The sequence below is a fragment of the Myceligenerans cantabricum genome (genome assembly GCF_054777735.1).
The window spans coordinates 28,176-52,781 of the sequence record NZ_BAAHAJ010000002.1 but is presented as its reverse complement, the minus strand read 5'-3'; the positions used below and the strand labels follow the sequence as shown (position 1 = coordinate 52,781).

The following is a 24,606-nucleotide window of genomic DNA, read 5'->3' as shown; positions in this document are numbered from 1 at the left end:
TGAGGAAGTGTGATGACGTACTCCCCGGACACCGTCTCGTCGAGCCTGCTCCTCCCCGAGCGGAGCAGGCTGATCCACATCGGCATGCCGAAGTCCGGGTCCACCGCGATCCAGGAGGCGGCGCGCGGAGCGCGCGCGGCGCTCCAGGAGCACGGCGCGCTCTACCCCGGCGAGGACGTCAACCACATCAAGGCTGCCTCCTGGCTGACCGACATCCCGATCAAGCACCTGCCCGACCCGGGGCCGCGCCGGCAGTGGTGGGACCGGATCAAGCAGGACATCGACGCCGCCGGTGACAAGCGCGTGCTGTTCTCCTACGAGGGCATCTGCTGGGCCGACATCGACGGCGCACGCCACACCGTGGAGAACATGGACGGACCCCTTCACGGGCTTCTCGTCCTGCGCAACCTGGGATCGTTCGCCCCCTCGCGGTGGCAGCAGATCATCAAGTCCGGGCGGGTCCAGGGCTACCACGAGTTCCTGCGGGAGGCCTTCTCCAGCGCGGACCCCGCCGAGGGCGTGAGCCCCGGACTGCACCGCAGCGACGGCTACTCGCTGCCGGCCCGCTGGGCCGAGGTCCTCGGCCCGGAGAACCTGACCGTCGTCGTGCTGGAGAAGTCCCACCCCGACCGCCTGCTGAGCACCGTCGAGCAGATGCTCGGCCTGCCCGAGCGGCTCCTGCTCGACGTCCCCAAGGGCGCCGGGGCGAACCGGGGCCTGACCGCGACCGAGTCCGCACTCATCGTCGAGCTCAACCGCCGTGTCCTGGGCGAGTGGAACGCAGCACGACCCGACCACCGCAGGCTCGTCTTCAACGGCGCGGTCCCGCGCCTGGTCAACGCGCGCGTCCCCGGACCGGACGAGCACCGCATCGGCACGCCCCGCTGGGCCCTCGAGGCGGCAGCCGACGTCGGCAAGCTGCTCGCCGACGACGTCCGTGCCTCCGGCGTCCGAGTCATCGGCGACCTCGACGAGCTCAGCCGCGTCGGCACCGGCGTCGAGGACGAGCCCGCCGTCCTCCCCGAGACCATCCCCACGGACATCGCCCTCGAGGCGCTCGCCGGGATGTTCGCCTCCGCCACCGGCTGGGACGCCTCCCACACGGTGAAGCAGCCGTGGCACCGGCCGGGGACCCGCCGCGCCAAGGCCCCCGCCGTGGAACAGGTCCTCGCGGAGGCTTCGGCCAAGGACCTGGTATCCGCTCTGTTCGGACGGCTCACCCGCCGGCCGGACAAGCGCTGACCCCGGTTCTCCCGTGCGGTTCCTCCCCCGCGACCGCCGGGCAGCGCACCCGAGCCTGCCCTCTGCACCCCCCATCCGAGAGAGCACCACCTTGACCGCCACAGTGACCCCTGCGCCCCCGGCCGACAGCCACGCGAAGTCCTCCGTCAAGCGAGCCGCGTTCCGCACCGACATCCAAGGGCTGCGCGCGATCGCGGTGGGCATCGTCATCGCCGACCACCTTCTCGGGTGGCCCCACGGCGGGTTCGTGGGCGTCGACGTCTTCTTCGTCATCTCGGGCTACCTGATCACGGGACTGCTGCTGCGCGAGTACGAGCGAACGGGCACCGTCTCGTTCACGAGGTTCTACATGCGGCGGGTCAAGCGGATCATGCCCGTCGCCCTCCTCGTCCTGCTCGTCACGGCCTGCGCGTCCTACCTGGTGATGGGCCGGGCACGGTTCACGTCCGTGGTCGGTGACGCGATCGCGTCCGCGTTCTTCGTGGGTAACTGGCGCTTCGCCGCGGCCGGGACCGACTACTTCCAGCAGGACCTTCCGCCGTCCCCGCTCCAGCACTACTGGTCGCTCGCGGTCGAGGAGCAGTACTACATGGTCTGGCCGTGGCTGCTGCTCGGCCTCCTGCTGTTCGGCGTGCGATTCCTGCGGTGGCGCCGCGAGCACGCCCGCGCCGTCGCGGGCACCGCCGTCGGCGTGATCTTCGTCGCGTCCTTCGCGTTCGCCATGTGGGAGACGACGGCGAACCCGACCTACGCCTACTTCTCGACGCTCTCCCGCGCCTGGGAGCTCGCTCTCGGCGCGCTCCTCGCGGTGCTCGCCCCATGGGTGCGCATCCCGTCGGACACCGTGCGCAGACTCCTTGCCTGGTGCGGGATCGCGGGCATCGCCGTGTCCGTCTTCCTGGTGGCCGAGTCGCCCGGTTTCCCCGCGCCCTGGGCGCTGCTGCCGACCCTCGCGACGGTCGCCGTCATCGCCGCCGGTGAGGGCGATCCCCTGTACAACCCGGTGCTCTCCAACCGGATGAGCCAGTACCTGGGAGAGATCTCCTACAGCCTGTACCTGTGGCACTGGCCCGTCGTGATCCTGCTCGTGGCGCTCCTCCCCGAGGAGGACGGGGCGTACTACGGTGCGGCGCTGGCACTCACCCTGCTGCTGTCAGCCGTCTCCTACCGGTTCGTGGAGACCACTGCGCGGTCGGCCGACTGGTTCCGGTGGAAGCCCGCCCCGAGCAGCCCGACAGCAGGAGGGGGCGCGGAGGACTCCGGCCGCCGCCGGTTCCACGGGCCGGCGAAGGGCTGGTACGTCGCCGGTGCGGTCGTCCTGGTCGTCGCCCTGGTGACGGCTGGCACCAACGCGATGCTGGAGAGCTCCGCACCGGAGAAGCTCCAGGCCTCGAAGCCGGTCGCCGCCGGCCAGTCCGCGCAGGACCTGACGGACTGCTTCGGAGCGGCCGCCCTCGACCCCCGGCACGACTGCCCGGAGCTGAACACCGGGAACAAGATCGTTCCGCTGCCCCAGAACGCCTCGGCCGACACCCAGGGAGGCTTCTCCTGCTACTCGGCCGCGGGCGTCCTGCTCAAGAAGTGCCCCATGGGCAGCAACGCCGACGACGCCACCCAGGTGGCCGTCGTCGGCGACAGCCACGCCGCCCTCCTCACCCCGATGCTGAAGCCACATCTCAAGGACCTGAACTGGCACGTCACCCCGCTCGTCGGCAACGGGTGCCGCTGGCGCGCGCCGGCGGACCCGACCAAGGGCAACTGCGCGCGCAACCTGCCCGGGATCACGGAGCGCATCGCCTCCGGCGAGTTCGACATCGTCATCACGACGGCGCGGCGCGGCGGCGACCTCAACACCCTCGACCAGTACGTCCCGCTCTACGAGGAAGCGATCGCGGCCGGTTCGCAGGTGGTCGTCGTGGCCGACAACCCGTCTCCGTCCGACGAGCACATCGAGTGCCTCCAGGCAGTCACCTACCAGGTCTCCGACGGCACCTGCCCGACGCCCCGCGGTGCGGCGCTGGCTCCGCTCGACCTGCCCTTCCTCGCCGCGAAGAAGGTCGACGGAGCCATCACGATCAACCTGACCGATTTCTACTGCACCGCCAAGGACTGTCCGTCGGTCATCGGGAACGTCGTCGTCTACCGCGACGCCGGCGGACACGTGACGGCCACCTGGGGACGCACGCTGGGGACCTACCTCGTCGAGCGGATCCAGCGCAAGCTCGACGGGCAGAACCCGAGCGCGTCGCGGGGCAAGAACTCCTGAGAACACGCGGTCCGGACCGGGGTGAATTCACGTAGTCTGTGCACATGCCACGGACCATCGGTGCTCTCCCCCCGGCGACGCGACTCCTGCATATCGGCCTTCCGAAGACGGGATCGACCGCGTTGCAGTACGCCGCCCGGCGGCTGCGCCCGGAGCTGCTGGAGCAGGGCGTCGTCTACCCCGGCCGGGGCGACAACCACCACAAGGGCACGTCGTGGCTCGCCGGGCTGGACGTCACCTACCTGGCGGACCCGACGCCCCAGGAAGAATGGTGGCGCAACCTCGAGAAGGACCTCGTCGACCTCCCCGACCACCGGGCACTGATCTCGTTCGAGATGATCTGCACGACCGACCTCGACGGTGCCCGGCACACCGTCGACGAGGTCGGCGCCGGGGGTGAGCGGCCGGTCCACGTCGTCCTCGTGCTGCGGAACCTCGGCGGATTCGTCCCGTCGTACTGGCAGGAGAGCCTGAAGCGGGGCAACACCAGGACGCTCGACTCGTACCTGCGGGCGGCCCTCGCCGATCCCGCGGCGGTGGCGTCGTCCGGCGCCTTCCACCGGCGCGACGGGATGGGGCTGCTCGAACGCTGGTCCGACGTCGTCGGCCCGGAGAACGTCACCGTCGTCGTCCTCGAGAAGGAGCACCCCGCCAGGCTGCTCGACACCTTCGAAGAGCTGCTCGACCTGCGTGCGGGCCTGCTCCACTCGAAGCCGGTCAAGGGCTCCGGGGCGAACCGGGGGATGTCTCCGGCCGAGGCCGCCCTCGTCCTGCAGCTCAATCGCAAGATCCTGGGCAAGTGGAAGTCGCCGCGCCGGGAGCATCGCGCACTGGTCTTCAAGGGCGCGGTCGACCGGCTGCTCGCCAAGCGGACGCCGACCGACGCCGAGGGAAGCCTGAAGATCCCGCACTGGGCGGCGGACGCCTGCGTCGAGGCGGGCACGCTCCTCGCGGACAGCGTGCGCTCCTCAGGAGTGCGGGTCATCGGTGACCTCGGCGAGCTGGAACGCGCCGTGCCGTCCACCGACCGCGACTCCTCCGAGCCGCCGGCGGAGCTGCCGTTCGACGTCGCACTCGAGTCGCTGCTGGGCATGTACGCGAAGTCGACCGGCTGGGACGCCCAGCACGCGAAGAAGACGCCGGCAACCACCGAGCCGCAGGCCGCAGAACGGGCCGAGCAGGAGCTCACACAGGCCAAGGCGGAGATCACGCGCCTGACCGCCGAGCTCGAGGCCCTGCGCGAGAAGGAGAAGCGCCCGCTCTACCGCACGCTGCTCCGCACCCCGCACTCCAGGTAGCGCTCGGCCGGTTCGAGCCCCGGACGGCGCACCACGAACCTCGGCCTCACCGCGCGAGCGACGAGCGTCAGCCGCCGGGACCGGCTAGCTCCCCACCCGGACATCGACGGCGTCCTCGAGGTCCAGGGGGTCCGGTGCGGCGGAGCTCGGCGCGACCGGTCCGCCGTGGCCCGATGCGTCCGGGCTCGGCTCCGCCGCACCGGCCGGCTTCGGCTGCGCGGAACCGGCCGGCTTCGGCTGTGCCGAGCCGAGCGGGCTCGGCACGCTCGTCGGCTCGCCGGACGCGGCCCCGGGCGGCACGTCGACGTACAGCCACCGGGCCTGCTGCCGCAGCTGGTTGTTGAACATCGGCGCGAGCTCGCGGGAGTACGTCGCGGTGATGTGTCCCTTGTCGCGGTACACCATGATGTTTCCCACGACGGCCGGGCAGATCGTGGGTGTGCACAGCCAGTTCGACATGTCGATGCCGGCTGCGGGGACGCTGCCCAGCTTCTTCTTCATCATGACCCGCAGCGGGTTCGGGGTGGTGAACGTCTGCGTACGTGGCTTGTTGCACTCGGGAGCGGTCGGCCCGTACTCCTCCACGCACACCACCGGGTCGACGGGGAATCGCGGCGAGTCGCGGATCGCGACGGTGCGCACGCCCGCGGCGTCGAGCTCCTTCCAGGCGTCCACCTGGCCCGGGAGCACCCGCTCGTACGACTTGTCGTAGGCGGTCCGGGTGCCGGAGACGAACACGGCGTCCGGCTGCAACCGGATGACCTCCGTGATCGCGTCCCGCGCCCAGCGGGCGCAGTCGGTGTCCATGCTCTCGTAGACCGCGACCCGGCAGCCGCCCTTCCCGATCGTGAGCAGCCGCCAGTCGTTCGACTGCGCGATGAGGTCCAGCGTCGGCTCCCACTGGTACGCGTGCGACGCCCCGAGGATGACGATCGTCCGCGCCGGGTCCTCCGGTTCCACGACCGGGCACACGTTGACCACCTCGTACCCCTCACCGTCGCCGGACTGCTGCGTGCAGTTCTGCGCGAGCGAGCGGGGCTTGTCCGCCTTGGCGATGTCCGTGCCGGGGATCATCGCCGTCGTCCACATCGCCGGCGCCTGGAATCCGGACTGCAGCGCGTACGGCCCGGGGTTGTCCGGCTGCGGCTCCATCGCCAGCGGGTCGGCCCCCTCGGTCATCGCCTCCAGGGCGGCGAGCTCGTCCGCCTGGACCTTCTCCTGCTCGGTGACGTACATCGTCACGGGGACCGCCACCAGGGCGGCAGCCGTGGTGAGGCCCGCGAACGCCATCAGCGGGAACCGTGTCGCGCCCACCACCCTGCGGATCGGTCCCGCGACCGCGAGGTTCGTCAGCCACGCCAGCACCACCGACACCGCGAGGATGGCGGCCGCCTGGACCAGGGTGATCCGCTCCTGCCCCGTGTAGAGGAGGAGGAACACGAGGATCGGCCAGTGCCACAGGTACAGCTCGTACGAGATGTCCGCGAGGAACCGCAGCGGCCGCCACTCGAGCATCCCGCGCGGCCCCCACCCGGCCCTGGTCCTGGCTCCGACGAGCACGAGCAGGGCGCCGCTCACCGGCACCAGAGCCTCGACGCCGGGGTACAGCGCGGCGCCGTTGAAGAGGAAGCCCGACGCCACGACCAGGAGGAGGCCGAGCCACCCCAGCGCCGCCCGCAGCCAGTCCCACACCGGTATCCACGGGAGCATCAGGGCGAACAGCGCGCCCAGGCCGATCTCCCAGAACCGGGAGAGCGAGTGGAAGTAGGCGACCGGCTGGTTGACGCCCACCAGCCACCACGCGTACGCCAGCGACGCCGCGGTGGTCAGCACGAGGAAGACGATCAGCGGCCCGGTCCCCTGCCCGCCCCGCCGGATCGAGCCCCGCGCCATCCCGACCAGCAGCAGCACGACGAACGGCCAGACCAGCAGGAACTGTCCCTGGACCGAGAGCGACCAGAAGTGCTGCAGCGGGCTCGCCGACGGCCCGGCCGCCCCGTACTGGAGCTGGGACCCGATCAGCTCCCAGTTCTCGTAGAACAGCGCCGAGGCGACGATCTCGTGCCCGACCTCGGTGATTCGGCCGGACGGCATCAGCCACCAGGCCGCAGCCGCGATCGCGGCCAGCACGATCAGGCCGGACGGCACGAGCCGCCCTGCCGTCCGCGAGATGTTCTCGATCACGTTGAGGCGCCCGTCCACGGCCCGGCGGGCCAGGGAGCGCGTCACCACGAAACCGGAGACCAGCAGGAAGACGTCGACCCCGCCCGACACCCGGCCCGCACCGAACAGGTGGAACAGCACCACCAGCAACAGGGCCAGGCCGCGCAGACCGTGCACCTCGGAGATGTGACCACCCGCGGCGTGCGGGTTCTCAGGTCGACGTCCGTGCTTCGGCTCGCCGGAGGTGAGGTCAGGCAGGAGAGATGACATGAAGGTTGATCCTTGAAGACCGCTTGGGCTGCTCTCTGGACGTGTTCAGGACCGGCTTCGATCCTCGGTCCGCACGGTGTTCCCACTCATGAGGGGGCGAGTCATTAGGCCACAGGTTCGCAGGCTTCTGCAACTTGCTGGGCACGACCCCTTTCACACCGTCTCCATCCTCTCGTCATCGCAGGTGATCGACGAACGGGACGTCCGCGTACCCGGGCCCTACCAGCCGGTCGCGTCACGGACGAACCGTTCCGCGGTCGGCGCCAGCGTCGCCGAGTAGGTCGCCGTGATATGCGAGTTGTCGCGGTACACGAGCACGTTGCCGCGCACCGGCAGGCAGACCTTGTCCGGGCAGATCAGCGGGCTGAAGCTCCGGAAGGTCACGCCGGCGGGGTGGTGCGGGTAGCGGCTCGCCAGGGTGGCGCCGTCCCGCAGCCCCGGTGCCTCCCGAGCGCACGGGTCCACCCCCAGGAGCTCGACGCACTCCAGCATGTCCTCCGACTGGCGCGGGATGTCCTCCAGCGCGAGGACACGGGAGCCCGCCCCGGTCAGGTCCCGCCACCGGACGACGTAGCCGGGCAGGTAGACCTCCGTCGCCTCGAACCTCCGCGACCCGAGCGTGACGACCAGGTCGGGCGGGTCGGCCATGAGGTACTCGTGCACGGCCGTGTTCCACCTGGCGCACTCGGGACGGTCGGAGTGGCCGGGGGCGTCGCTGCCGAGGTCCGCCGTGTACTGGCACCCGGACCGGGTCAGGGTGACCAACCGCCAGCCGTTCCCCGCGGCCGCCGCGTCGAAGGCGTCGTAGTAGTGCGCGATCCGCGACGACCCGACCAGCGCGATGGTCCTGCCCCCGCTCGTGTCGCCCGACTCGCAACCCTGCAGGCCCGAGTCCGCCAGCCGCACGAGACACTCCCCGTTCGACACCGCGGGCAGGTCGTCCTGCGGGAGCACGGACGGGATCCAGGGCAGGTCCGGCATGTCCCGGTGCAGCGCCGGGTCGATGATCACACCGGCACCGGGGTACCGCCCTTCGTCCGAGGCGAGGAACGCCTCCCGCTCGGCAGCACGCTGGTCGGCGAGCGCCACCTGGTGCTGCAGGAGCATGCCGACCGCCAGGACGGGGACGACCCACACCGCGGCGTAGGCGAGCTGCGGGACGGGCCGCCGGGAGGTCTTCGGCAGCCGCAGAGGGCGGCGGCCGAGCAGGAACGTCGTGAACCAGGCGAGCACCAGGGAGACCCCGACGACGCACAGCCCTCCGAGCACCCCCGCCGACCGCACGCCCGACACGTTCAGGTACAGCTGCAGCACGGGCCAGTGCCACAGGTACAGGGCGTACGACCAGTCCGCCAGGACGGCGATGGGCCGCCAGGTCAGGAACCCGTCCACGGCCCCCGGTGCACCGGTGTGCCCGGCGACGAGCACGAGCGCGGCCGCCAGCACGGGCCAGAGCGCGATGTACCCGGGGAACATCGTGGAGACGTCCAAGAGGGCGCCGCACGCGACCAGGGCGAGCAGTCCGACCCAGCCCAGGACGATCCGGACCCGGCGCGGCAGCGTGAGCTTGTCGATCGTCAGGGCGAGCACCCCGCCGACCGCGAACTCCCACAGCCGTGCGCCGGTGTCGAAGTAGGCCCAGACCTGGTTCGTCGCCGTCAGGTGGACGGAGTACGCGAGCGATGCCGCGCCGACGGCGAACATCAGCACCAGGACCGGGCCGCGGATCCGGAACCCGCCGAGCCTGGCGATCACCAGGGCGACGGCGGCGAGCGCGAGCCACACCAGGTAGAACTGGCCCTGGATCGAGAGCGACCAGAAGTGCTGCAGCAGGCTGGCGCCCTCGTCGCGGGTGTTGTAGTCCACGGCCCGGAGCGCGAGGTGCCAGTTCTCCGAGTACAGGAGCGAGGCGATCCCCTGGTTGACGGTCTCCAGCAGGCGCCCGCGCGGCATCAGGAAGAACGCCGCCACGACGATTCCGACGACGACCACCACCACCGGCGGCAGCAGACGGGACGCGAGGCGGGAGAGGAACGCGACGGGCCGGATGCGCCCGGTCTGCTCGACCATCCGGACGAGCGACCCGGTGATCAGGAACCCGGTGACGAACAGGAAGACGTCGACGCCGCCGGACACGCGCCCGAACCAGACGTGGTACGCGACCACGAGCAGGACGGCGACCGCACGGAGGCCGTGCAGCTCGGGCCGGAAGCCGCCGCGGACGACGCCGCCGTCGTTCCGCCGGGGCCGCTCGGCGACGCCCAGGGCACTCGGCGGGAGCGGAGCAGGAGCGGGTGACGGGGGCTCGAGCCCTCCGGACCCGCCGGGGAATGATGCCGTCGCGCCGTGCGCGGAACCGGGCTCACTCACCGTAGAGGTGCTGGTCATGGGCCTTCTCGGTCAAATCGGACAGGGCTGCCATATCGTAGCCCCCGCCGTTCGGCCGACTTGCACGCCACCCGCGGCGTTCAGCACACAGGCACGAGTCCTCCACATCAGATCTCACGCGCATCCGACTCCAGGAGCACCGGGATCCCGTCCCGCACCGGATAGGCCAGCGGCCGCTCCGGGTCGGTCGAGCGCAGCTCCGGCTCGCCGGCCGGTCCGACCGCATCGGTCAGCGTCGCACCCGTGACCGGGCAGCGCAGGATCTCGCGGACCCAGCCGAGTCCGTCGTCGGCCACCGGCTCCTCGGCGGCGCTCACGAGGCCTGCTCCGGGTCGTTCTCGCGCACGAGCGACAGCACGTCGTCACGCACCTTCTCCATGATGTCCTCGTCCGCGGCCTCGACGTTGAGCCGTAGCAGCGGCTCCGTGTTCGACGCGCGCAGGTTGAACCACCACTGCGGCTGGGCGTCCCAGTGGGACACGGTGAGGCCGTCGAGCTCGTCGACCTCGACGGAGCCCGCACCCTCCTGCGTGACGTAGGCCTCGTGCACGCGCGCCCGCGCGGCCGGCACGTCCGCGACGCGCGAGTTGATCTCGCCCGAGGCCGCGTACGGCTCGTACATCTCGCCGAGCGCCGACAGCGGGTGCTCCTGCGTGCCCAGCGCCGCCAGCACGTGCATCGCGGCGAGCATGCCGGTGTCCGCGAAGAAGAAGTCACGGAAGTAGTAGTGCGCGCTGTGCTCGCCGCCGAAGACGGCTGTGTGCTCGGCCATCTGGGCCTTGATGAAGGAGTGGCCCACGCGCGTGCGCACCGTGGTCGCCCCGGCGGCCGACAGGAAGTCCGGCACGGCACGGGAGGTGATCAGGTTGTGGATGACGATCGACTCGCGCCCGGCCGCCTTCTCCTTCTCCACCTCGCGCATGCCCACCAGCGCCGTGATGGCCGACGGTGAGACCGCCGCGCCCTTCTCGTCCACGACGAAGCAGCGGTCGGCGTCGCCGTCGAAGGCCAGGCCGATGTCCGCCTGGTTCGCCACGACGGCCGCCTGCAGGTCGAGCAGGTTCTTCGGCTCCAGGGGGTTCGCCTCGTGGTTCGGGAACGAGCCGTCCAGCTCGAAGTACAGCGGCAGGATCTCCAGCGGCAGCTCCGGGAGCCCCGCGCCGGTGCCGAGCACCGCCGGGACGGTGTACCCGCCCATGCCGTTGCCGGCGTCGACCACGACCTTGAGCGGGCGGACGCCGGCCAGGTCGACCAGGCCCCGCAGGAACGACGCGTAGTCGGCGAGCATCTCGCGGTCCGTCACGGTGCCGGGCGTGGCAGCCGCCTCGGGCAGCCCGCCGTCCAGGTACTCCTGGGCCAGCTCGCGGACCTCGGCGAGGCCGGTCTCCTGCCCCACCGGCGCGGCGCCCGCGCGGCACAGCTTGATCCCGTTGTACTCGGCCGGGTTGTGGCTCGCGGTGAACATCGCGCCCGGCAGGTCCAGCACCCCCGAGGCGTGGTAGAGGCCGTCGGTCGAGCACAGGCCGATACGGACGACGTCCGCTCCGGCGGCCGTGATCCCGGCGGCGAACGCGTCGACGAGCTCCGGCCCGGACTCGCGCATGTCGTGCCCGACGACGACGCCCGGGCGCTTCGCGCCGTCGCCCGCCGCGGGCAGGACCACCACCCGGGCGAACGCCGCGCCGATCGCGCGCGCCACGTCGGGCGAGAGCTGGTCCGGGACCGTGCCACGGACGTCGTAGGCCTTGATGATGGTGGACAGATCGATGGTCACGGTGACCAGAGTAGCCGCGGAGGGCGCCTGTATCCTGCCAGCAGTGAGCGACATCGATGCCGACGCACCAGGGACGCGCAGCACCACCGGGACCCGCGTCGCCGCTTCCTACGCTGGCCGGACGGCAGCTCTCGCGGACTTCGCGATCGCGAACGGCTCGACGCGCCCCCGCGACGCGATCGCCTCGGCTGCCACCGGCCGACGCCACGACGCGACCGGCCTGGTGCGGCTCGCGCACGACGCGGTGACCCAGGAGGCGCGTGCCGAGCTGGCCGCGGACATCGACCTCCGGCGCGCCGGCCTGCTCGCTCACGTCATCGCGCACACCGCCCGCCACGACCGCGACCGCGACGACGCCCTCGCGCTCCTCGAGCTGATCGCCACGGCCGGTGGCCGGTCCGCCCTGGACGACGAGGAGGTCCTGGACCTGCTCGAGCTGCTCGCCCTGGCCGGCCGGCCGAGGGACGTGGAGCGGCTCGCGCGCGAGCTCGGCGTCCCCGAGTCCGCTCCCTTCCAGAAGCGGCTCCTGATCCGCAACGCCTGGCGCATCCGGAACGGCCTCCCCACGGACGGGCTCGACGGCTGGGCCCGGACGATGTCCCACCTGTACGAGAGGGACGGGCTCGAAGCGCTGACGGCACACGAGGGGACGGCGGCTCCCTTCGGGCGTCTCTCGTGCCCGGCGGCGAAGCCGGCCCCGCCCGGTCCGCGCGTCACCGTCCTGGTCGGCGCGGACGTGGCGTGGACCGCCGAAGGTGTCGGCACGCTCCTCGCCCAGACGCACCAGGACCTGCAGATCCTGGTCGTCACCCGCCGCCGGCGCCTGCCGTCGAGTCACCCGTGGCGTGTCAGGGACCGGCGGGTCCGGCGCGTGCGGGTCAAGGACGCGACGAGCCCGGCCCACGCCCGCGACCTCGCCGTCGAGCGGTACGCCGACGGCACGTACCTGACGCTCCATCTGCCGGACGTCTGGGTGCACCCCCGGACCCTGGAGCGCCAGGTCGCGTTCCTCGAGGCGCATCCAGAGCACGCCGGTTGCGTCGTCCCGGCGGCGGAGGTGACCGACGACCTCGTCTTCTTGCGTCCGCCGGGACGTCCGGGGTTCGTCGGGCCGGATCCCGCGACGCTCCTGCTGCGTACCGCGCACCCGGCCCGCGAGGGGGGCTGGGACGACGTCGGCGAGCTCGCCGAGCTGGAGCTCCTGGAGCGCGTCGAGGCGATCACCGGTTCGCGGGTGCCCGTCGTCGGGAGTGCGCCCGTCCGCCTCCGGCGTACCGCCCGCGCGCCCGGCACCCCGCCACGTCCTGCCGCTGAACTGCGCTGGTACACCGCGGCCTTCCGGCACTGGCACGCCGGCGCCGCCCCGGACGAGCTGCGCCGCGGGCCGCGCACGGACTCCGGCCGTACTGTCTCGGCGCCCGTGCGCATGCTGCCGGGAGCACCACGCCAGGGGCCGGTCGACGTCGTCTACGCCACCGAGTTCCGGTTCCCGGGCGGGAACACCACCCTGACCCGCAACGAGATCGAGACCCTCGTCGAGGCCGGGCATCGCGTCGCACTCCTTGCGCTCGAGTCGCCGCTGGTCCGGGACCTGCCCGTGAATCCGCAGGTGCTGGAGACAGCCACGCGGCTCGACCTGCCGGTCCTCACGCTCGACGACCGGCTGGACACGACGCTCACCGTCGTCCGGCACCCCACGGTCCTGCAGTTCGCCGAGCCCCGCCGCAGCGGCGTGCGGACCGAGCGGCTCGTGCAGATCGTCAACCACCGTCCGCACGACGGCGACGGTTCGCACCCGATGTACGACATGACGACGGTCCTCGCCACGGCGCGGGCCGTGTTCGGCGTCGCGGCCGCGGTGGCCCCGGAGTCCGCCACCATCCGCCGGCTGCTGGACGGCCTGGTCGACCCGGACGCCCTGACGAGGACCGACTGGCACGGCATCGTGCGCTGGGAGGCACCGCCCGGCCCGCGTCAGGCCGGTCCGGGCCGGCCGCCGGTGATCGGGCGGCACTCGCGCGACGGCTACGACAAGTGGCCCGACGCCGACATCCTCCGGCTGGTCTACCCCGTCGACGGGTCACGGGACGTACGCGTGCTGGGCGGAGCGGCGCAGGCGAGCCAGCGGGCGGGTCTCGACGTCGCGACCGCGTGGACGGTCCATCCGTTCGGCTCGCTCGCCCCGCGCAGCTTCCTGGACGAGCTGGACTTCTGGGTCTACTTCCACGGGCCGGAGCTCGTCGAGTCGTTCGGCATGGCCACCGTCGAGGCGCTGCACGCCGGGCTCGTCGTGGTCCTGCCGCCCTACATGGAGGCGACGTTCGGCGACGCCGCCCTGTACGCCTCGCCGCAGGACGCCCTCGACCTCGTGGACCGCTTGTGGGCCGACCCGGACGCCTACCGGGCGCAGTCGGCGCGCGCGATCCGCCGAGCGTCGGAGTGGTTCGGGCCGACGGCGCTGCTGCACCGGATCGCCGACCTCGGGGTCCGGCCCACCGGTGAACGCACTGTCACCCGGCGTCCCCGTCGCCTCCACACCGTCTCGCGCCTCGGCCGTTAGAATCGCCCGGGTGCAAGCCACCGACGTCCCCCTCCGTCTGAGGAACACCGTCCAGACGTACGACTGGGGCGCCTACGACGCCATCCCCCGTCTCCTCGGCGCCGAGCCGGACGGGACACCGAACGCCGAGCTGTGGCTGGGCGCCCACCCGAGCGCACCGTCGCGCACGGAGGTCGACGGCGAGGTCACCCTGCACGCCCTCGTCCGCTCGGCCCCCGACGCCATGCTCGGCAAGCGCGTTGCCGACGAGTTCGGCCCGCGCCTCCCGTACCTGCTCAAGGTGCTGGCCGCGCGGCGCGCGCTCTCCCTGCAGGTCCACCCCAAGCCGCACACCGCGCGCGAGGGCTTCAACCGGGAGAACCGCCTCGGCCTCCCCGCGGGCTCGCCGAAGCGCTCCTTCCACGACGACCAGCACAAGCCGGAGATGCTCGTCGCGCTCACGCAGTTCGAGGGCCTCGCCGGCCTGCGCAGCACGCGTGCCGCGCTCAGCCTGCTCGACGGCCTCGACGGAAGGCTGGTCGGCGGCGTGATGGGCGCGCTGCGTGCCGACCGGTCGGCCACCGGCATGCGCGCGGCGTTCGACGTGCTCATCGCCGCCCGCCAGGACGCGGGCTGCCGGGAGGACATCGCCCGGACGGTCGACTCGGTCCGCGAGCGCCTGGCGGGCGGTTCCCCGTTCGAGCGGGCGGACCGGACCGTCGTCGACCTGGCGGAGCAGCACCCGGGCGATCCCGGCGCGATCGCGTCGCTCCTGATGAACAGGTTCACGCTCGAGCCCGGGGAGGCGCTGTTCACCCCGGCCGGGGAGCTGCACGCCTACCTGTCAGGGGTCGGGGCGGAGATCATGGCGTCGTCGGACAACGTGCTCCGTGCCGGGCTCACGAGCAAGCTGGTCGACGGGGACGCGCTGATGGAGTGCGCGTCGTTCGCGGCGCGGCCGCCGGTGCTGCCGGAGGTGGCGACAGCGGGCGGGCGCGGGCAGGTGCAGACGTACCGCGCGCCGGTGACCGAGTTCGCGCTGACCCTGGCGGACGTGGACGAGAGCGAGGCGGCGACGATGCCCGACGACGGTCCGCGCATCGTCCTGTGCCTCGACGGCGAGGTGACCCTGACGTGTGGCGACGGAGGCACGACGCGGCTGGAGCACGGCGCCTCGGCCTTCGTCCCGGACGCCGCGGGCGCCCTCGCGGTCTCGGGTTCGGGCCACGTGGCCTGCGCCTGGGTCCCGTAGGGCTCAGTCCTCCGCGCGCAGGACCCGCAGGTGGCCTCGGCGGGCCGTCTCCGTGACTCCCGGCTCGGTCGGGGACGCCTCGGCGGCGCCGTCCGGCCCCTTGCGGCTGCGGCCCGCCTCGCGGACGGCATCGGCGAGGGCGGAGAGGTCATCGGGTGACGGAGCGGGTTCGGCCGGGAACTCGGCCACGAGCCGGACCACCTCCCACCCGCGCGGAGCGGTGAGCCCGTCCGCGTGCTCGGAGCACAGGTCGTAGCTGTGGGGCTCGGCGAGATGCGCCAGCGGCCCCAGGACCGCCGTCGAGTCCGCGTACACATACGTGAGTGTCGCGACCGCGGCGCTGGTACACGCGGACCTCGAGCACTGTCTCACCGATCTCACCCGCCTGAGGGTACGCCGCTGACCGGGAGCAACGTCACGAACACGCCGACAACGCGCCGCGGGTTCGTCCCGTGTCGAAGCTCGCACACCTCCGCCGCACCGCTCGCACGTTCTCCCGCCAGGTCTCAGTACCATGGAACCGGCCCCAGTCCCGAGGCGGAAGTACCTCCCATGAAGCTGTTCGTGCAGATTCCCTGCCTCGACGAGGCAGAGACCCTCCCCCTCGTGCTCGCCACGATCCCCCGCGAGATCCCGGGGATCGACGAGGTCGAGATCCTCGTCATCGACGACGGGTCCACCGACGGCACGGTGGAGGTCGCCCGCCGTCTGGGCGTGCGGCACTTCGTGCGCCACGCCCGCACGATGGGCCTGGCGCGCTCGTTCCGCGACGGTGTCGACTACGCGCTGCGCCACGGCGCCGACATCGTCGTCAACACCGACGGTGACAACCAGTACCCGCAGGACCGCATCGACGACCTGGTCGCGCCCGTCGTCAGCGGTGAGGCCGACATCGCCATCGCGGACCGGCAGACCGCCACCATCGAGCACTTCTCCCCGCTGAAGAAGGCCCTGCAGAAGGCCGGCAGCAAGGTGGTCAACTTCGCCGCCGAGACCGACCTGCCCGACGCCGCCAGCGGCTTCCGCGCCTACTCCCGCGCCTCGCTGATGCGCCTGAACGTGGTCACGCAGTTCAGCTACTGCATGGAGACGATCATCCAGGCGGGGAACAAGCGCCTGCGCATCGCGAGCGTCCCCGTCACCACGAACCCGAAGACGCGCGAGTCCCGCCTGTTCTCCAGCATGGGACAGCACATCCGCAAGTCCGGCCAGGCGATCACGCGCTCGTACCTCATGTACAAGCCGCACACGGTGTTCGTGACGCTCGGGATCATCTTCTCCCTGGGCTGCCTGATCCCGTTCGGGCGGTACCTGGTGCTGCTGATCCTCGGCCAGGCGGGGCAACACATCCAGTCCCTCATCCTCGGCTCGTCCATGCTGGTGGGGGCGCTGCTGTCGTTCGCGCTGCTGGTGATCGCGGACCTGCAGAAGACGAACCGCACGCTGATGGAGGAGACGCTGGAGCGCCTCAAGGAGGTCCAGTACGGGCGGGTCCCGGGCCGGACGGCGGTCGCGGGCGAGGAGTCGACGACCGCCGCTGCCGCCGTGGCCGACGCGAAGCACGCCCTCGCGGTGGCGGAGTCCGAGGTGCTCGGCGACCCTGCCGACGGCCGCGCGGAGGAACCGGCGGGACTGTCGTGATCCTCTCGTTCGGCACGTACGACGCCGAACGCCACCCGCGCGTCGCCGTCCTCGTCGCGGGCCTCCGCGCCCACGGGGCCGAGGTCACGGAGCTGAACCGCCCGCTGGGGTTCTCCACCGCCGAACGGGTCCGGATGCTCCAGCAGCCGTGGCGGCTGCCGCTCCTGGCGGTCCGGCTGCTGGCGTGCTGGGCAGGTCTGACGGCCGGTGCGTTCCGGCTGCGGCACGCGCACGGGCGGCCCGACGCCGTGCTCGTGGGCTACCTGGGACACTTCGACGTCGTGCTGGCACGGGTGCTGTTCCCCCGCTCCGTCGTCGTGCTCGACCACCTGGTCTTCGCCGGGGACACGGCCGCGGACCGGGGTGCCGCCGGGCTGCGCGTGCGCCTGCTGAACGCCCTGGACCGCGTCGCGACGGGCTGTGCGGACGTGGTCGTCACCGACACGGACGAGCACCGCGCCATGCTCCCGGCCCCGTCCAAGGGAGTCACGGCCCTGGTAGGCGCCCCGACCCCCTGGTTCAACGCCACCCACCCCACCGGCCGGCCCGGCGACCACGCCGGCGTGCGCGGTGCGAGCCCTGCCACCCCGCAAGCCGGCGTGGTCGCCGGAGCACGCGATGGGCTGGTCGGCGGCGGGGAGCACGGGCTGCGGGTCGTGTTCTTCGGGCTCTACACGCCGTTGCAGGGGGCGCGGGTGATCGCCGAGGGGATCCGGGATGCCGTCGATGGCGGCGCGCGGCTCGACGTGACCATGGTCGGATCCGGGCAGGACCTGGCGGCCGCGCGCGAGATCCTCGCCGGCACACCCGGCGTCACCTGGCACGACTGGGTCGAGCCCGCCGAGCTGCCCGCGCTCGTCGCCGCGCACGACGTCTGCCTCGGCATCTTCAGCGACACCCCGAAGGGGCTGCGCGTCGTGCCCAACAAGGTCTACCAGGGGCTGGCGGCCGGCTGCGTGGTCGTCACCTCCGACACACCGCCCCAGCGGCGCGCCGTCGGCGAGCTCGCCGAGCTCGTCCCGCCCGCCGACCCTCGGGCGCTCGCGAAGACCCTCACGGACCTCACGGACCCGGCGCGTCTCGCGGCAGCCCGCTCCCGCGCGTCCCGGGGACGCGACGCGATCCGCCCGGAAGCGGTCGTGGCCCCGCTCCTCACCGCGCTGCGCTCCACGCCGGCCGCCGGCGGCGTGCCGGATCCCAGCGGTGAGACCCGGCAGCAGCGGGGCGGGGACCGATGAGGCGGGTGCTGAGCGCCGCGACCCGGGTGCTGCGGGCGCCCGCCGTGCGGTGGGGGTTCCTCGTCGTCGCCGTCGGGCTGGCCGTCTGGTACGTCGTCGATGCGCGCGCCGACCTCGCCGACGCCGCGGCGATGCTGTCCGCGGGCACGCTGGCCGCCGTCGTCGGCCTCGGGTTCGTCTACGTGTGGTGCACGCTGATCGCCTGGCGGGCCGTGCTGACCGACCTGGGCTCCCGCCTGCCGCTGCGCGACGCCGTGAGCGTGTTCGGCCTCAGCCAGCTCGGCAAGTACCTGCCCGGCGGGGTGTGGAACGTGGTCGCGGCCGCGGAGATCGGGGCGGACCACTCGATCCCCCGGCACCGCTCGGTCGCCTCGATGGGCGTGGCGGTGCTGGTGTCGGTGGTGTCGGGGGCGGCCGTCGGGGCGGTGGCGCTGCCGTTCGTCTCGGCCGGTGCGCTCGGCAGCTGGGGCTGGGTGGTGTGGGTGACGCCCGTGATCGCCGTCGTCCTCCTGCCTCCCGTGCTGAACCGGCTGATCGGCCTCGCGCTGCGGCTCGGTGGGCGCGAGCCGCTCGCCCGCCCGCTGAGCTGGGGTGGCCTCGCCCGGACGACGGCGTGGTCGGTGACCGGCTGGCTCGTCGCGGGAGGTCAGACGTGGGTGCTGGCCACCGGGCTGGGCATGACACCGTCGGCCCGGACGTTCGCGCTCGCCGTGGGCGGCTGGGCGCTCGCCTGGACCGTGGGGTTCCTCGTGGTGCTCGCACCGGCCGGTGCGGGCGTGCGCGAGGTCGTGCTCGCCGGGGTCCTGGCCGGCTCCCTCTCCGGCGCGGCGGCGCCGCTCGCGGTGCTCGTCAGCCGCGTGGTGCTGACGCTGGTCGACGGTGTGCTGGCGGGCGCCGGGCTGCTGCTGGCCCGGCGCGCGGCGCAGCGCCGGGAGGACGCCGAGGAGGACCGCCCCGCAGGGGACCGGTCCCGTCCCGGCCCGAGCCGGCCGGACCTGCCCCTGCAGGACCCGCCCCGGCCGGAGCCGAGCCCGAGGAGCGTCGGTTGACCACGGGCCCGATGCGTCACCCGGGCACCCGGACTCCTGCCGTTACCCTTCTGCCGTGAACCGCGAGCGACTCCGAGGTGCCTGGACCACCGTCATGGCACCGGCGCGGGCAGTGCCCGTCATCATCTGGCTGATCACGCTGCTGCACATCGCCGTGATGCTCGCGCAGACGGCCGTCTTCGCCAACGTGCGCTCGCCCGACGAGCTGAAGCACGTCGACATGATCGTCCAGGTCGAGCAGGGCCCGGCCTGGCCGTGGCCCGATCCTGGAACGATCTTCGTCGCCGACGGCGTCAACGCCGGCCACTTCCTCTTCGGCGACCGGCTGTACGCGGGCCGCCAGTACCTCGCGGACCGGGTCGACGGCCTCAACACCGACGGCAAGGAGTCCGCCCCGCCCCGCGGCGAGCGCCCCTCCTTCACCGACGGCGGCGGCCTCGCCTACTGGGAGCCGGAACGCTCCGACGGGACCATCGAGCCGATCCCCGACCAGCTCGTCCAGCACCCGCCCCTGTACTACCTGGCCGGTGCCGCCGCGCTGCATGCGATCCCCGACTGGGAGAACGCGCCGATGGACCAGGTGTGGATGTGGTTGCGCTGGCTGAACGCCCTGCTCGCGGCCCCGGTCCCGCTGCTGCTCTGGGCGGCGGCGCGCCGGCTCGCGCTGCCCGAGCCGCTGCCCGTCGCCGCGGCGCTCGCCCCGATCGCCGTGCCGGAGATGGAGCACCTGTACTCGTCGGTCAACAACGACAACCTGCTCGTGCTGCTCGGCACCGCCCTCGCCTACCTGCTGATCCGGGTGATGACGGGCGACCTGTCCCGCCGCACGGCGCTGGCGGTCGGGATCGTGGCGAGCGCCGCGCTGCTCACCAAGGGGTTCGCGCTGATGTTCCCCGCGTGGATCGCACTCGCCTACGGCGTGGCCGCCTACCGGTCGCGCGGGCGACGACGGCGAGCCGTCGGCTCCCTGGCGGTCGCCGCCGCGGCGACCCTGCCCGGCATCGCCTGGTGGGTGCGCAACCTCGTGCTGTACGGGGCGATCCAGCCGCACGGGGCGCAGACGGAGGTCCCCGAGCTCACGCCCGTCTACGGCTGGTCCGACGGCGGTGACCGCTGGCTCGAACGCCTGCTGGAGCGCTTCGTGACGACGTTCTTCGTCCAGGACCACGCCGTCACCGAGGCGCACGACGCCTCGTGGTGGGCCGCGCGCGTCGCGCTCGTGGCGATCCTCGCCGGGATCGTGGTCGCGCTGGCGCGCCGCACGGTGCCGCGGGCGACCGCCGTCGTCCTCCTGGCCGCGGTGCCGATGCTCGGGGCGATCGTGGCCAAGGGGTCGTGGGAGCAGTTCGCGGCGTTCCAGGACATCACCGCGGCCCAGCAGGGGCGCTACCTGTACACGGGTTTCGCCGGGGTGGTGCTGGTCGCGCTCGCCGGGGCGGCGGCGCTGCGGCCCGCCTGGCGCCGCTGGGTGCCGGCCGGCATGCTCGTGCTCGCGCTCGGCCTGCACGCCGCCTTCCAGTACAACACCTGGGTCCTGTACTGGATGCCGGAGCACCGGACCGGCCTGGACGGCCTGGGCCGCGCGGTCTCCGCCGTGGCTTACTGGTACCCGTGGCCCCCGTGGGTCCTGGTCGTGATCGTGGCGGGCGGCCTGGCCGCGGCGGCCGGCGTGACGTGGCACGCGGTCCGCCGCCCCGCCGTCGAACCCGCGGACCGGGAGCTCCGGCCCGAGCCGCGTCCCGCGCCGTGACGGCGCCCGTATGCTGGCCGCGTGATCCGCACCCTCGCCCGGACCCTGTCCGACCCCCGGCGGCGCGAACAGGTGGGCGTCGCCGCGGCAGTCCTCACCGCGATCCTCCTGTCCCTGACCGTCCTCCTCGCGGACCCGCCGTACGGCACCGGCGACGAGCCGCCCCACATGGACTACGCCTACCAGGTGTGGCACGGCGAGCTCCCGGTCTTCGAGGAAGGTCTGGAGCTGCGGCCCGACGGCGCGTGGATCGCCCCCGTGCAGTGGACGGCTCAGCACCCGCCGCTCTACTACCTTCTGGTCGCCCCGCTCGTCGGCCCGCTGGCCGACGCCGGGCACCCCGTCGCCGCCGTCTACGCGGCTCGCGCGGTGAACACCCTGCTCGCAGGCCTGTTCGTGGTGGCCTCCTGGTGGAGCGCGCGCCGCATCTGCCGCCCGGGCAGCCCGCTGCCACCGATCGTCGCGCTCGTGGCCGCGCTGGCGGCCGCCGTCGCGCACGTGGGCGGGTCCGGCTACAACGACCTGCTGGCCGCACTGCTGGTCACGACGATGTACGGGCTGACGGCGACGGCGATCCGGCGCGGCCTCGACGCCCGCCTGGTGGTCGTCCTCAGCCTCCTCGCGGCGGGATGCGCCCTGACGCGGCTGTCGACGGCGGTCATCGCCGTCGTGGTGGCCGCGTTCGCGGTGCTCGCCGCCGCCGTACGGGCCGCTCGGGGCCGGGGGCGCTGGAGGCCGGCGGTGTGGCTCGCGGTCGGCGGGCCGACGGCGGCGCTGGCGGCCGCCGGCTGGTTCTACGCCCGCAACGTGGCGCTCACCGGCAACGTCCAGGGGTCGCACTTCGACTGGGCGCTCAAGAACCAGAACCGGGTGGAGCGCCCGGTGTGGGAGGTCGTGCTCGACCCGATCACCTGGGCACGGCTGCCGGACGTGTTCTGGTGGGCGGGCCGCCTGCCGCCGCGCTCCACGCACTCGATGACGACGCTGATCGTCACCGCGGTGGCCCTGCTGTGGATCCCGGTCTTCCTCGCGGTACTGCAGCGTCTCCGCGAGCGCCGGGCCGGCGGGTCGCCGCCGGCGCCCGCCGACCGCCGGATGCTGGCGACGTTGCCGTGGGTGCCCGTGGCGGTCGCCGTGGTGATGCAGGTGCTGTACGCGGCGAGCAGCGGCGGAGTCTATCCCCGGTACATGCTGCCGGTCGCCCTGCCGATCTTCCTGGCGGTCGCGACCGGGCTCGCCGCGCGGCCGCGGGTGCTCGTGCCGGTCTGGGTGGGCGTGGCCCTCGCCGACCTCGTGTGGTGGCTGGTCGTCGAGCTCTCCACGCCGGCCGGGCCGGGCCTCTACTCCGAGCCCGTGGTGCCCGCGGCGGTGGCGGGAGCCGCGGCGGTGACGGCCGCCGTCGGGGCGACGGTGCTGACGCTGCGCGCGTACCGGACGCCGGCGACGACGGCCGCCACGGCGGCCACGACGCCACCGGCGAACCACACGGCGAGCTGAGCCCCGTCGAGCGGGCTCCACCCGGCCCAGCGTCCCAGCGCCGCGTCGAGCCCCTCCCCGGGACCCCGGTAGAAGCCCAGGAACGCGAACCGCATCGCCGCCCCGGACACGACGGCGCCGCCGGCGAGGACCAGAGGCACCACCCACGCTCCGCCCGCCGGGGCGGGACGTTCCGTGTCGGGCCCGTCGCCCGGGCCACCGGCGGCCAGGGCAGCGGTGGTTCGTCCCGCCGCGTCGCCGGCGTCCACCGCGGCGGGAGGTGATGCGGCCGCGTCGTCGCCCGGTCGGAGAACGCGTCCGCCCCGCCGGAGCGTGGCGAGCGCCCGGACGCCCGCGGCCGCCCCCACGGCCAGGCCGACCGTGGCACCGAACATGTAGCGGCCCTGGACGGCGACGACCCAGCCCGTCTCGGCGAAGCCGGACCAGGCGTTGGCGATGACGGCGCCCCACAGGAGCACGGGCTGCAGCAGCAGGACACCGAGCACCCTCCGGCCGGGCCCCCGGACCAGCGCCACCACGCACAGCACCCCGAGGACGATCGCGCCCGTCCAGTACACGTCGTCGGGCACCCGGACGTCGAGCAGCCCGAAGCTTCCGAAGAAGGACCAGGTCAGGTGCTGCACGGTCGTGCTGACGAAGTACCAGGGCCCCCGGTCCTCGACCGGCTCGAACCGGTCGGGGATCCCCACGGGCTGCACGGCCCCGTACTCGACGACGTTGCGCAGCCACCACCAGCCGCCCACGGCGAACGCCAGCCCCAGGGCGAGCGCCGCCGGAGCGAGGCGCCGCACGATCCCGGGGACACGGCCCTGCGGCGGGCCGCTCCCCCGCGCGCCGGACGCCGCCAGCAGGTATGCCACCACGACGACGGGCACGGTGAACGCCGCCATCACCTTGGTCAGCAGCCCGAGCCCCAGCACGGCCCCGAGCCCGCACGCCGTCACCCACCGCAGGTCGCCGGACGCCACCCGCGCGCACAGGTATGCCGCCCCCGCCCCGGTGAGCACCACCAGCGCGTCGTTCGTGACGCTCCCCATGATGTGCCCCAGCTGGGGCAGGAACACCGGGACCGACGCCGCCACCAGCGCCGTCGTGCGCGACCCGGTGACGAGCCGCGCGGCGCCGGCCGCGAGCAGCGGCACGGGTGCGAACAGCAGCACGTCGAACAGGCGCAGCGCCAGGAGCTGATGGTCCCAGCGCGCCTCGGACGTGCCGGTCAGCCGGAGCCAGCCGGCCGCCAGCGCGTAGTACAGCGGCGGGTGCTGAGTCATCTGGTCGATCGAGTCGACGCTCCAGGTGCTCGTGTCCGTGCCGGGTGGCAGGTCCGCGGCGAGCGCGTTGCCGGGGCCGATGACGACCCGGTCGCCGTCGGGTACCGGCGGCACGTCCACGTACTGCTCCCGGTCGTCCCGGTCCAGGTACCGGCCGGGGACGTCCGTCGCGACGGCGGACTGCTCCCGGGCGGCGTCGACGCCCGGGCTGACGAGCGCGTCGCCGGGGTCGGGCCAGCCGCCGCCGTGCGCGAGGCGCAGGGCGCTGTTGAGGTGCTGGACCTCGTCGGGAGCACGGAACGCGGGGGTCAGCACCGCCCAGCAGGCGGCCGAGGCGGCAACGAGAGCTGTGATGAGGGCGAGGGCGACCCGATAGCGTGCCCGGGCGGTGTCGTCACGCACGAGGTCAGCGTATGGCAACACGCCGTGATGCCGGCCAATCTCCGTCGTGGCCGTATCGTCGTCCTGTGCCCTCGACGTTCTCCCTCCCCGCAGCATCGGACGGCCGGGACGGCCCTCTCCGCAAGGCGTCCCGGCCCGCGCCCCGGCGACGGGACCGGCGCGGCCGGGGGCTGCGCGGACCGCTCTTCCCGCCGGGCTCCCCCGCGTACCGCACTCGGGCCGAGGTGTTCGACGACCTCGTGCTCGACGTCGCGCAGTCCCTCGACCGGCGCTGGGGAAAGACGCTGGACGGGACGCAGTTCGCGGTGGAGGACGTGCCGCCGTCGGACCCTGCGCCCTGGGAGGCCGGCGGCGTGCCGCTGGGCCGCTACTTCCCGGCCGAGGCGGGCCAGCCCGCGCGGGTGGTGGTGTACCGCCGTCCGATCGAGCTCCGCTCGCAGGACGAGGACGACGCGGCCGACCTGGTCCGCGACGTCGTCGTCGAACAGGTGGCACACCTGCTGGCCCGCGCCCCGGAAGAGATCGACCCCCACTTCGGCGAGCGCTGAAGCGGGGGTCGTCCTTGG

Annotated in this window: 16 protein-coding genes; 10 read left to right on the top strand and 6 right to left on the bottom strand. The window is 73.2% G+C overall.

The features are described 5' to 3' along the window. The first annotated feature begins 12 nt into the window (after positions 1–12). The 3 genes from ACYU96_RS01725 (at position 13) to ACYU96_RS01715 (ending at position 4,806) form a co-directional block, all read left to right on the top strand. Positions 13–1,242: a hypothetical protein gene (locus tag ACYU96_RS01725; RefSeq protein WP_460748527.1), complete on the top strand. Its 1,230-nt coding sequence runs from the start codon at positions 13–15 to the stop codon at positions 1,240–1,242. A gap of 91 nt (positions 1,243–1,333) precedes the next feature. Beyond that, positions 1,334–3,508 carry an acyltransferase family protein gene (locus tag ACYU96_RS01720; RefSeq protein WP_460748524.1) on the top strand — a complete coding sequence of 725 codons (2,175 nt, stop codon included), beginning with the start codon at positions 1,334–1,336 and terminating at the stop codon, positions 3,506–3,508. Positions 3,509–3,552: 44 nt separating this feature from the next. Next, positions 3,553–4,806, top strand: a complete 1,254-nt coding sequence (locus ACYU96_RS01715) for a hypothetical protein (protein ID WP_460748522.1) — start codon at positions 3,553–3,555, stop codon at positions 4,804–4,806. Between the two features lie 84 nt (positions 4,807–4,890). On the opposite strand, the gene ACYU96_RS01710 is transcribed toward ACYU96_RS01715, so the two are convergent. The 4 genes from ACYU96_RS01710 to ACYU96_RS01695 form a co-directional block, all read right to left on the bottom strand. Then, positions 4,891–7,239 carry an acyltransferase family protein gene (locus ACYU96_RS01710; protein WP_460748519.1) on the bottom strand — a complete coding sequence of 783 codons (2,349 nt, stop codon included), beginning with the start codon at positions 7,237–7,239 and terminating at the stop codon, positions 4,891–4,893. Between the two features lie 219 nt (positions 7,240–7,458). Then, positions 7,459–9,627, bottom strand: coding sequence for an acyltransferase family protein (locus ACYU96_RS01705; protein WP_460748516.1), 2,169 nt, complete (start codon positions 9,625–9,627; stop codon positions 7,459–7,461). A 107-nt stretch (positions 9,628–9,734) separates the two neighbouring features. Further along, entirely contained in the window at positions 9,735–9,944 is a 210-nt protein-coding gene (locus tag ACYU96_RS01700; protein ID WP_460748513.1) for a Trm112 family protein, read from the bottom strand. Further along, positions 9,941–11,401 (bottom strand): phosphomannomutase/phosphoglucomutase, encoded by a 1,461-nt coding sequence (locus ACYU96_RS01695; RefSeq protein WP_460748511.1) that lies wholly within the window; start codon positions 11,399–11,401, stop codon positions 9,941–9,943. The genes ACYU96_RS01700 and ACYU96_RS01695 overlap by 4 nt, the downstream gene beginning before the upstream one ends. 43 nt (positions 11,402–11,444) lie before the next feature. Between ACYU96_RS01695 and ACYU96_RS01690 the strand changes: the two genes are divergently transcribed. Together ACYU96_RS01690 and manA are read left to right on the top strand one after the other, a co-directional pair. Next, positions 11,445–13,961, top strand: a complete 2,517-nt coding sequence (locus ACYU96_RS01690; protein WP_460748508.1) for a hypothetical protein — start codon at positions 11,445–11,447, stop codon at positions 13,959–13,961. A 10-nt stretch (positions 13,962–13,971) separates the two neighbouring features. Then, positions 13,972–15,192, top strand: coding sequence for a mannose-6-phosphate isomerase, class I (gene manA, locus ACYU96_RS01685; RefSeq protein ID WP_460748506.1), 1,221 nt, complete (start codon positions 13,972–13,974; stop codon positions 15,190–15,192). 3 nt (positions 15,193–15,195) lie between these two features. Here the strand turns inward: manA and ACYU96_RS01680 are convergent, their stop codons facing one another. Next, the gene (locus ACYU96_RS01680; RefSeq protein WP_460748503.1) at positions 15,196–15,573 is read right to left on the bottom strand and encodes a DUF3499 domain-containing protein; all 378 of its coding nucleotides are present in this window, start codon (positions 15,571–15,573) and stop codon (positions 15,196–15,198) included. A 171-nt stretch (positions 15,574–15,744) separates the two neighbouring features. Between ACYU96_RS01680 and ACYU96_RS01675 the strand changes: the two genes are divergently transcribed. The 4 genes from ACYU96_RS01675 to ACYU96_RS01660 are packed head-to-tail and all read left to right on the top strand — an operon-like array spanning position 15,745 to position 20,870. Then, entirely contained in the window at positions 15,745–16,833 is a 1,089-nt protein-coding gene (locus ACYU96_RS01675) for a glycosyltransferase family 2 protein (RefSeq protein ID WP_460748500.1), read from the top strand. Further along, positions 16,830–18,071 (top strand): glycosyltransferase, encoded by a 1,242-nt coding sequence (locus tag ACYU96_RS01670; RefSeq protein ID WP_460748497.1) that lies wholly within the window; start codon positions 16,830–16,832, stop codon positions 18,069–18,071. The genes ACYU96_RS01675 and ACYU96_RS01670 overlap by 4 nt, the downstream gene beginning before the upstream one ends. Then, positions 18,068–19,120 (top strand): lysylphosphatidylglycerol synthase domain-containing protein, encoded by a 1,053-nt coding sequence (locus tag ACYU96_RS01665; RefSeq protein ID WP_460748494.1) that lies wholly within the window; start codon positions 18,068–18,070, stop codon positions 19,118–19,120. Before ACYU96_RS01670 ends, ACYU96_RS01665 begins: the two co-directional genes overlap by 4 nt. A gap of 55 nt (positions 19,121–19,175) precedes the next feature. Continuing rightward, positions 19,176–20,870, top strand: a complete 1,695-nt coding sequence (locus ACYU96_RS01660) for a hypothetical protein (RefSeq protein ID WP_460748492.1) — start codon at positions 19,176–19,178, stop codon at positions 20,868–20,870. A gap of 1,340 nt (positions 20,871–22,210) precedes the next feature. Here the strand turns inward: ACYU96_RS01660 and ACYU96_RS01655 are convergent. Continuing rightward, positions 22,211–24,040: a glycosyltransferase family 39 protein gene (locus ACYU96_RS01655; protein ID WP_460748489.1), complete on the bottom strand. Its 1,830-nt coding sequence runs from the start codon at positions 24,038–24,040 to the stop codon at positions 22,211–22,213. Between the two features lie 65 nt (positions 24,041–24,105). Here ACYU96_RS01655 and ACYU96_RS01650 point away from each other — a divergent pair, with 65 nt between their 5' ends. Then, positions 24,106–24,588 carry a metallopeptidase family protein gene (locus ACYU96_RS01650; RefSeq protein WP_460748486.1) on the top strand — a complete coding sequence of 161 codons (483 nt, stop codon included), beginning with the start codon at positions 24,106–24,108 and terminating at the stop codon, positions 24,586–24,588. Positions 24,589–24,606: the final 18 nt, after the last annotated feature.

Excerpts from the sequence above, each read along its gene's own strand:
- ACYU96_RS01710 (WP_460748519.1), bottom strand. The coding sequence starts at position 7,239 with ATGTCATCTCTCCTGCCTGACCTCACCTCCGGCGAGCCGAAGCACGGA.
- ACYU96_RS01715 (WP_460748522.1), top strand. The coding sequence starts at position 3,553 with ATGCCACGGACCATCGGTGCTCTCCCCCCGGCGACGCGACTCCTGCAT.
- ACYU96_RS01665 (WP_460748494.1), top strand. The coding sequence starts at position 18,068 with ATGAGGCGGGTGCTGAGCGCCGCGACCCGGGTGCTGCGGGCGCCCGCC.
- ACYU96_RS01675 (WP_460748500.1), top strand. The coding sequence starts at position 15,745 with ATGAAGCTGTTCGTGCAGATTCCCTGCCTCGACGAGGCAGAGACCCTC.
- ACYU96_RS01705 (WP_460748516.1), bottom strand. The coding sequence starts at position 9,627 with ATGACCAGCACCTCTACGGTGAGTGAGCCCGGTTCCGCGCACGGCGCG.
- ACYU96_RS01725 (WP_460748527.1), top strand. The coding sequence starts at position 13 with ATGACGTACTCCCCGGACACCGTCTCGTCGAGCCTGCTCCTCCCCGAG.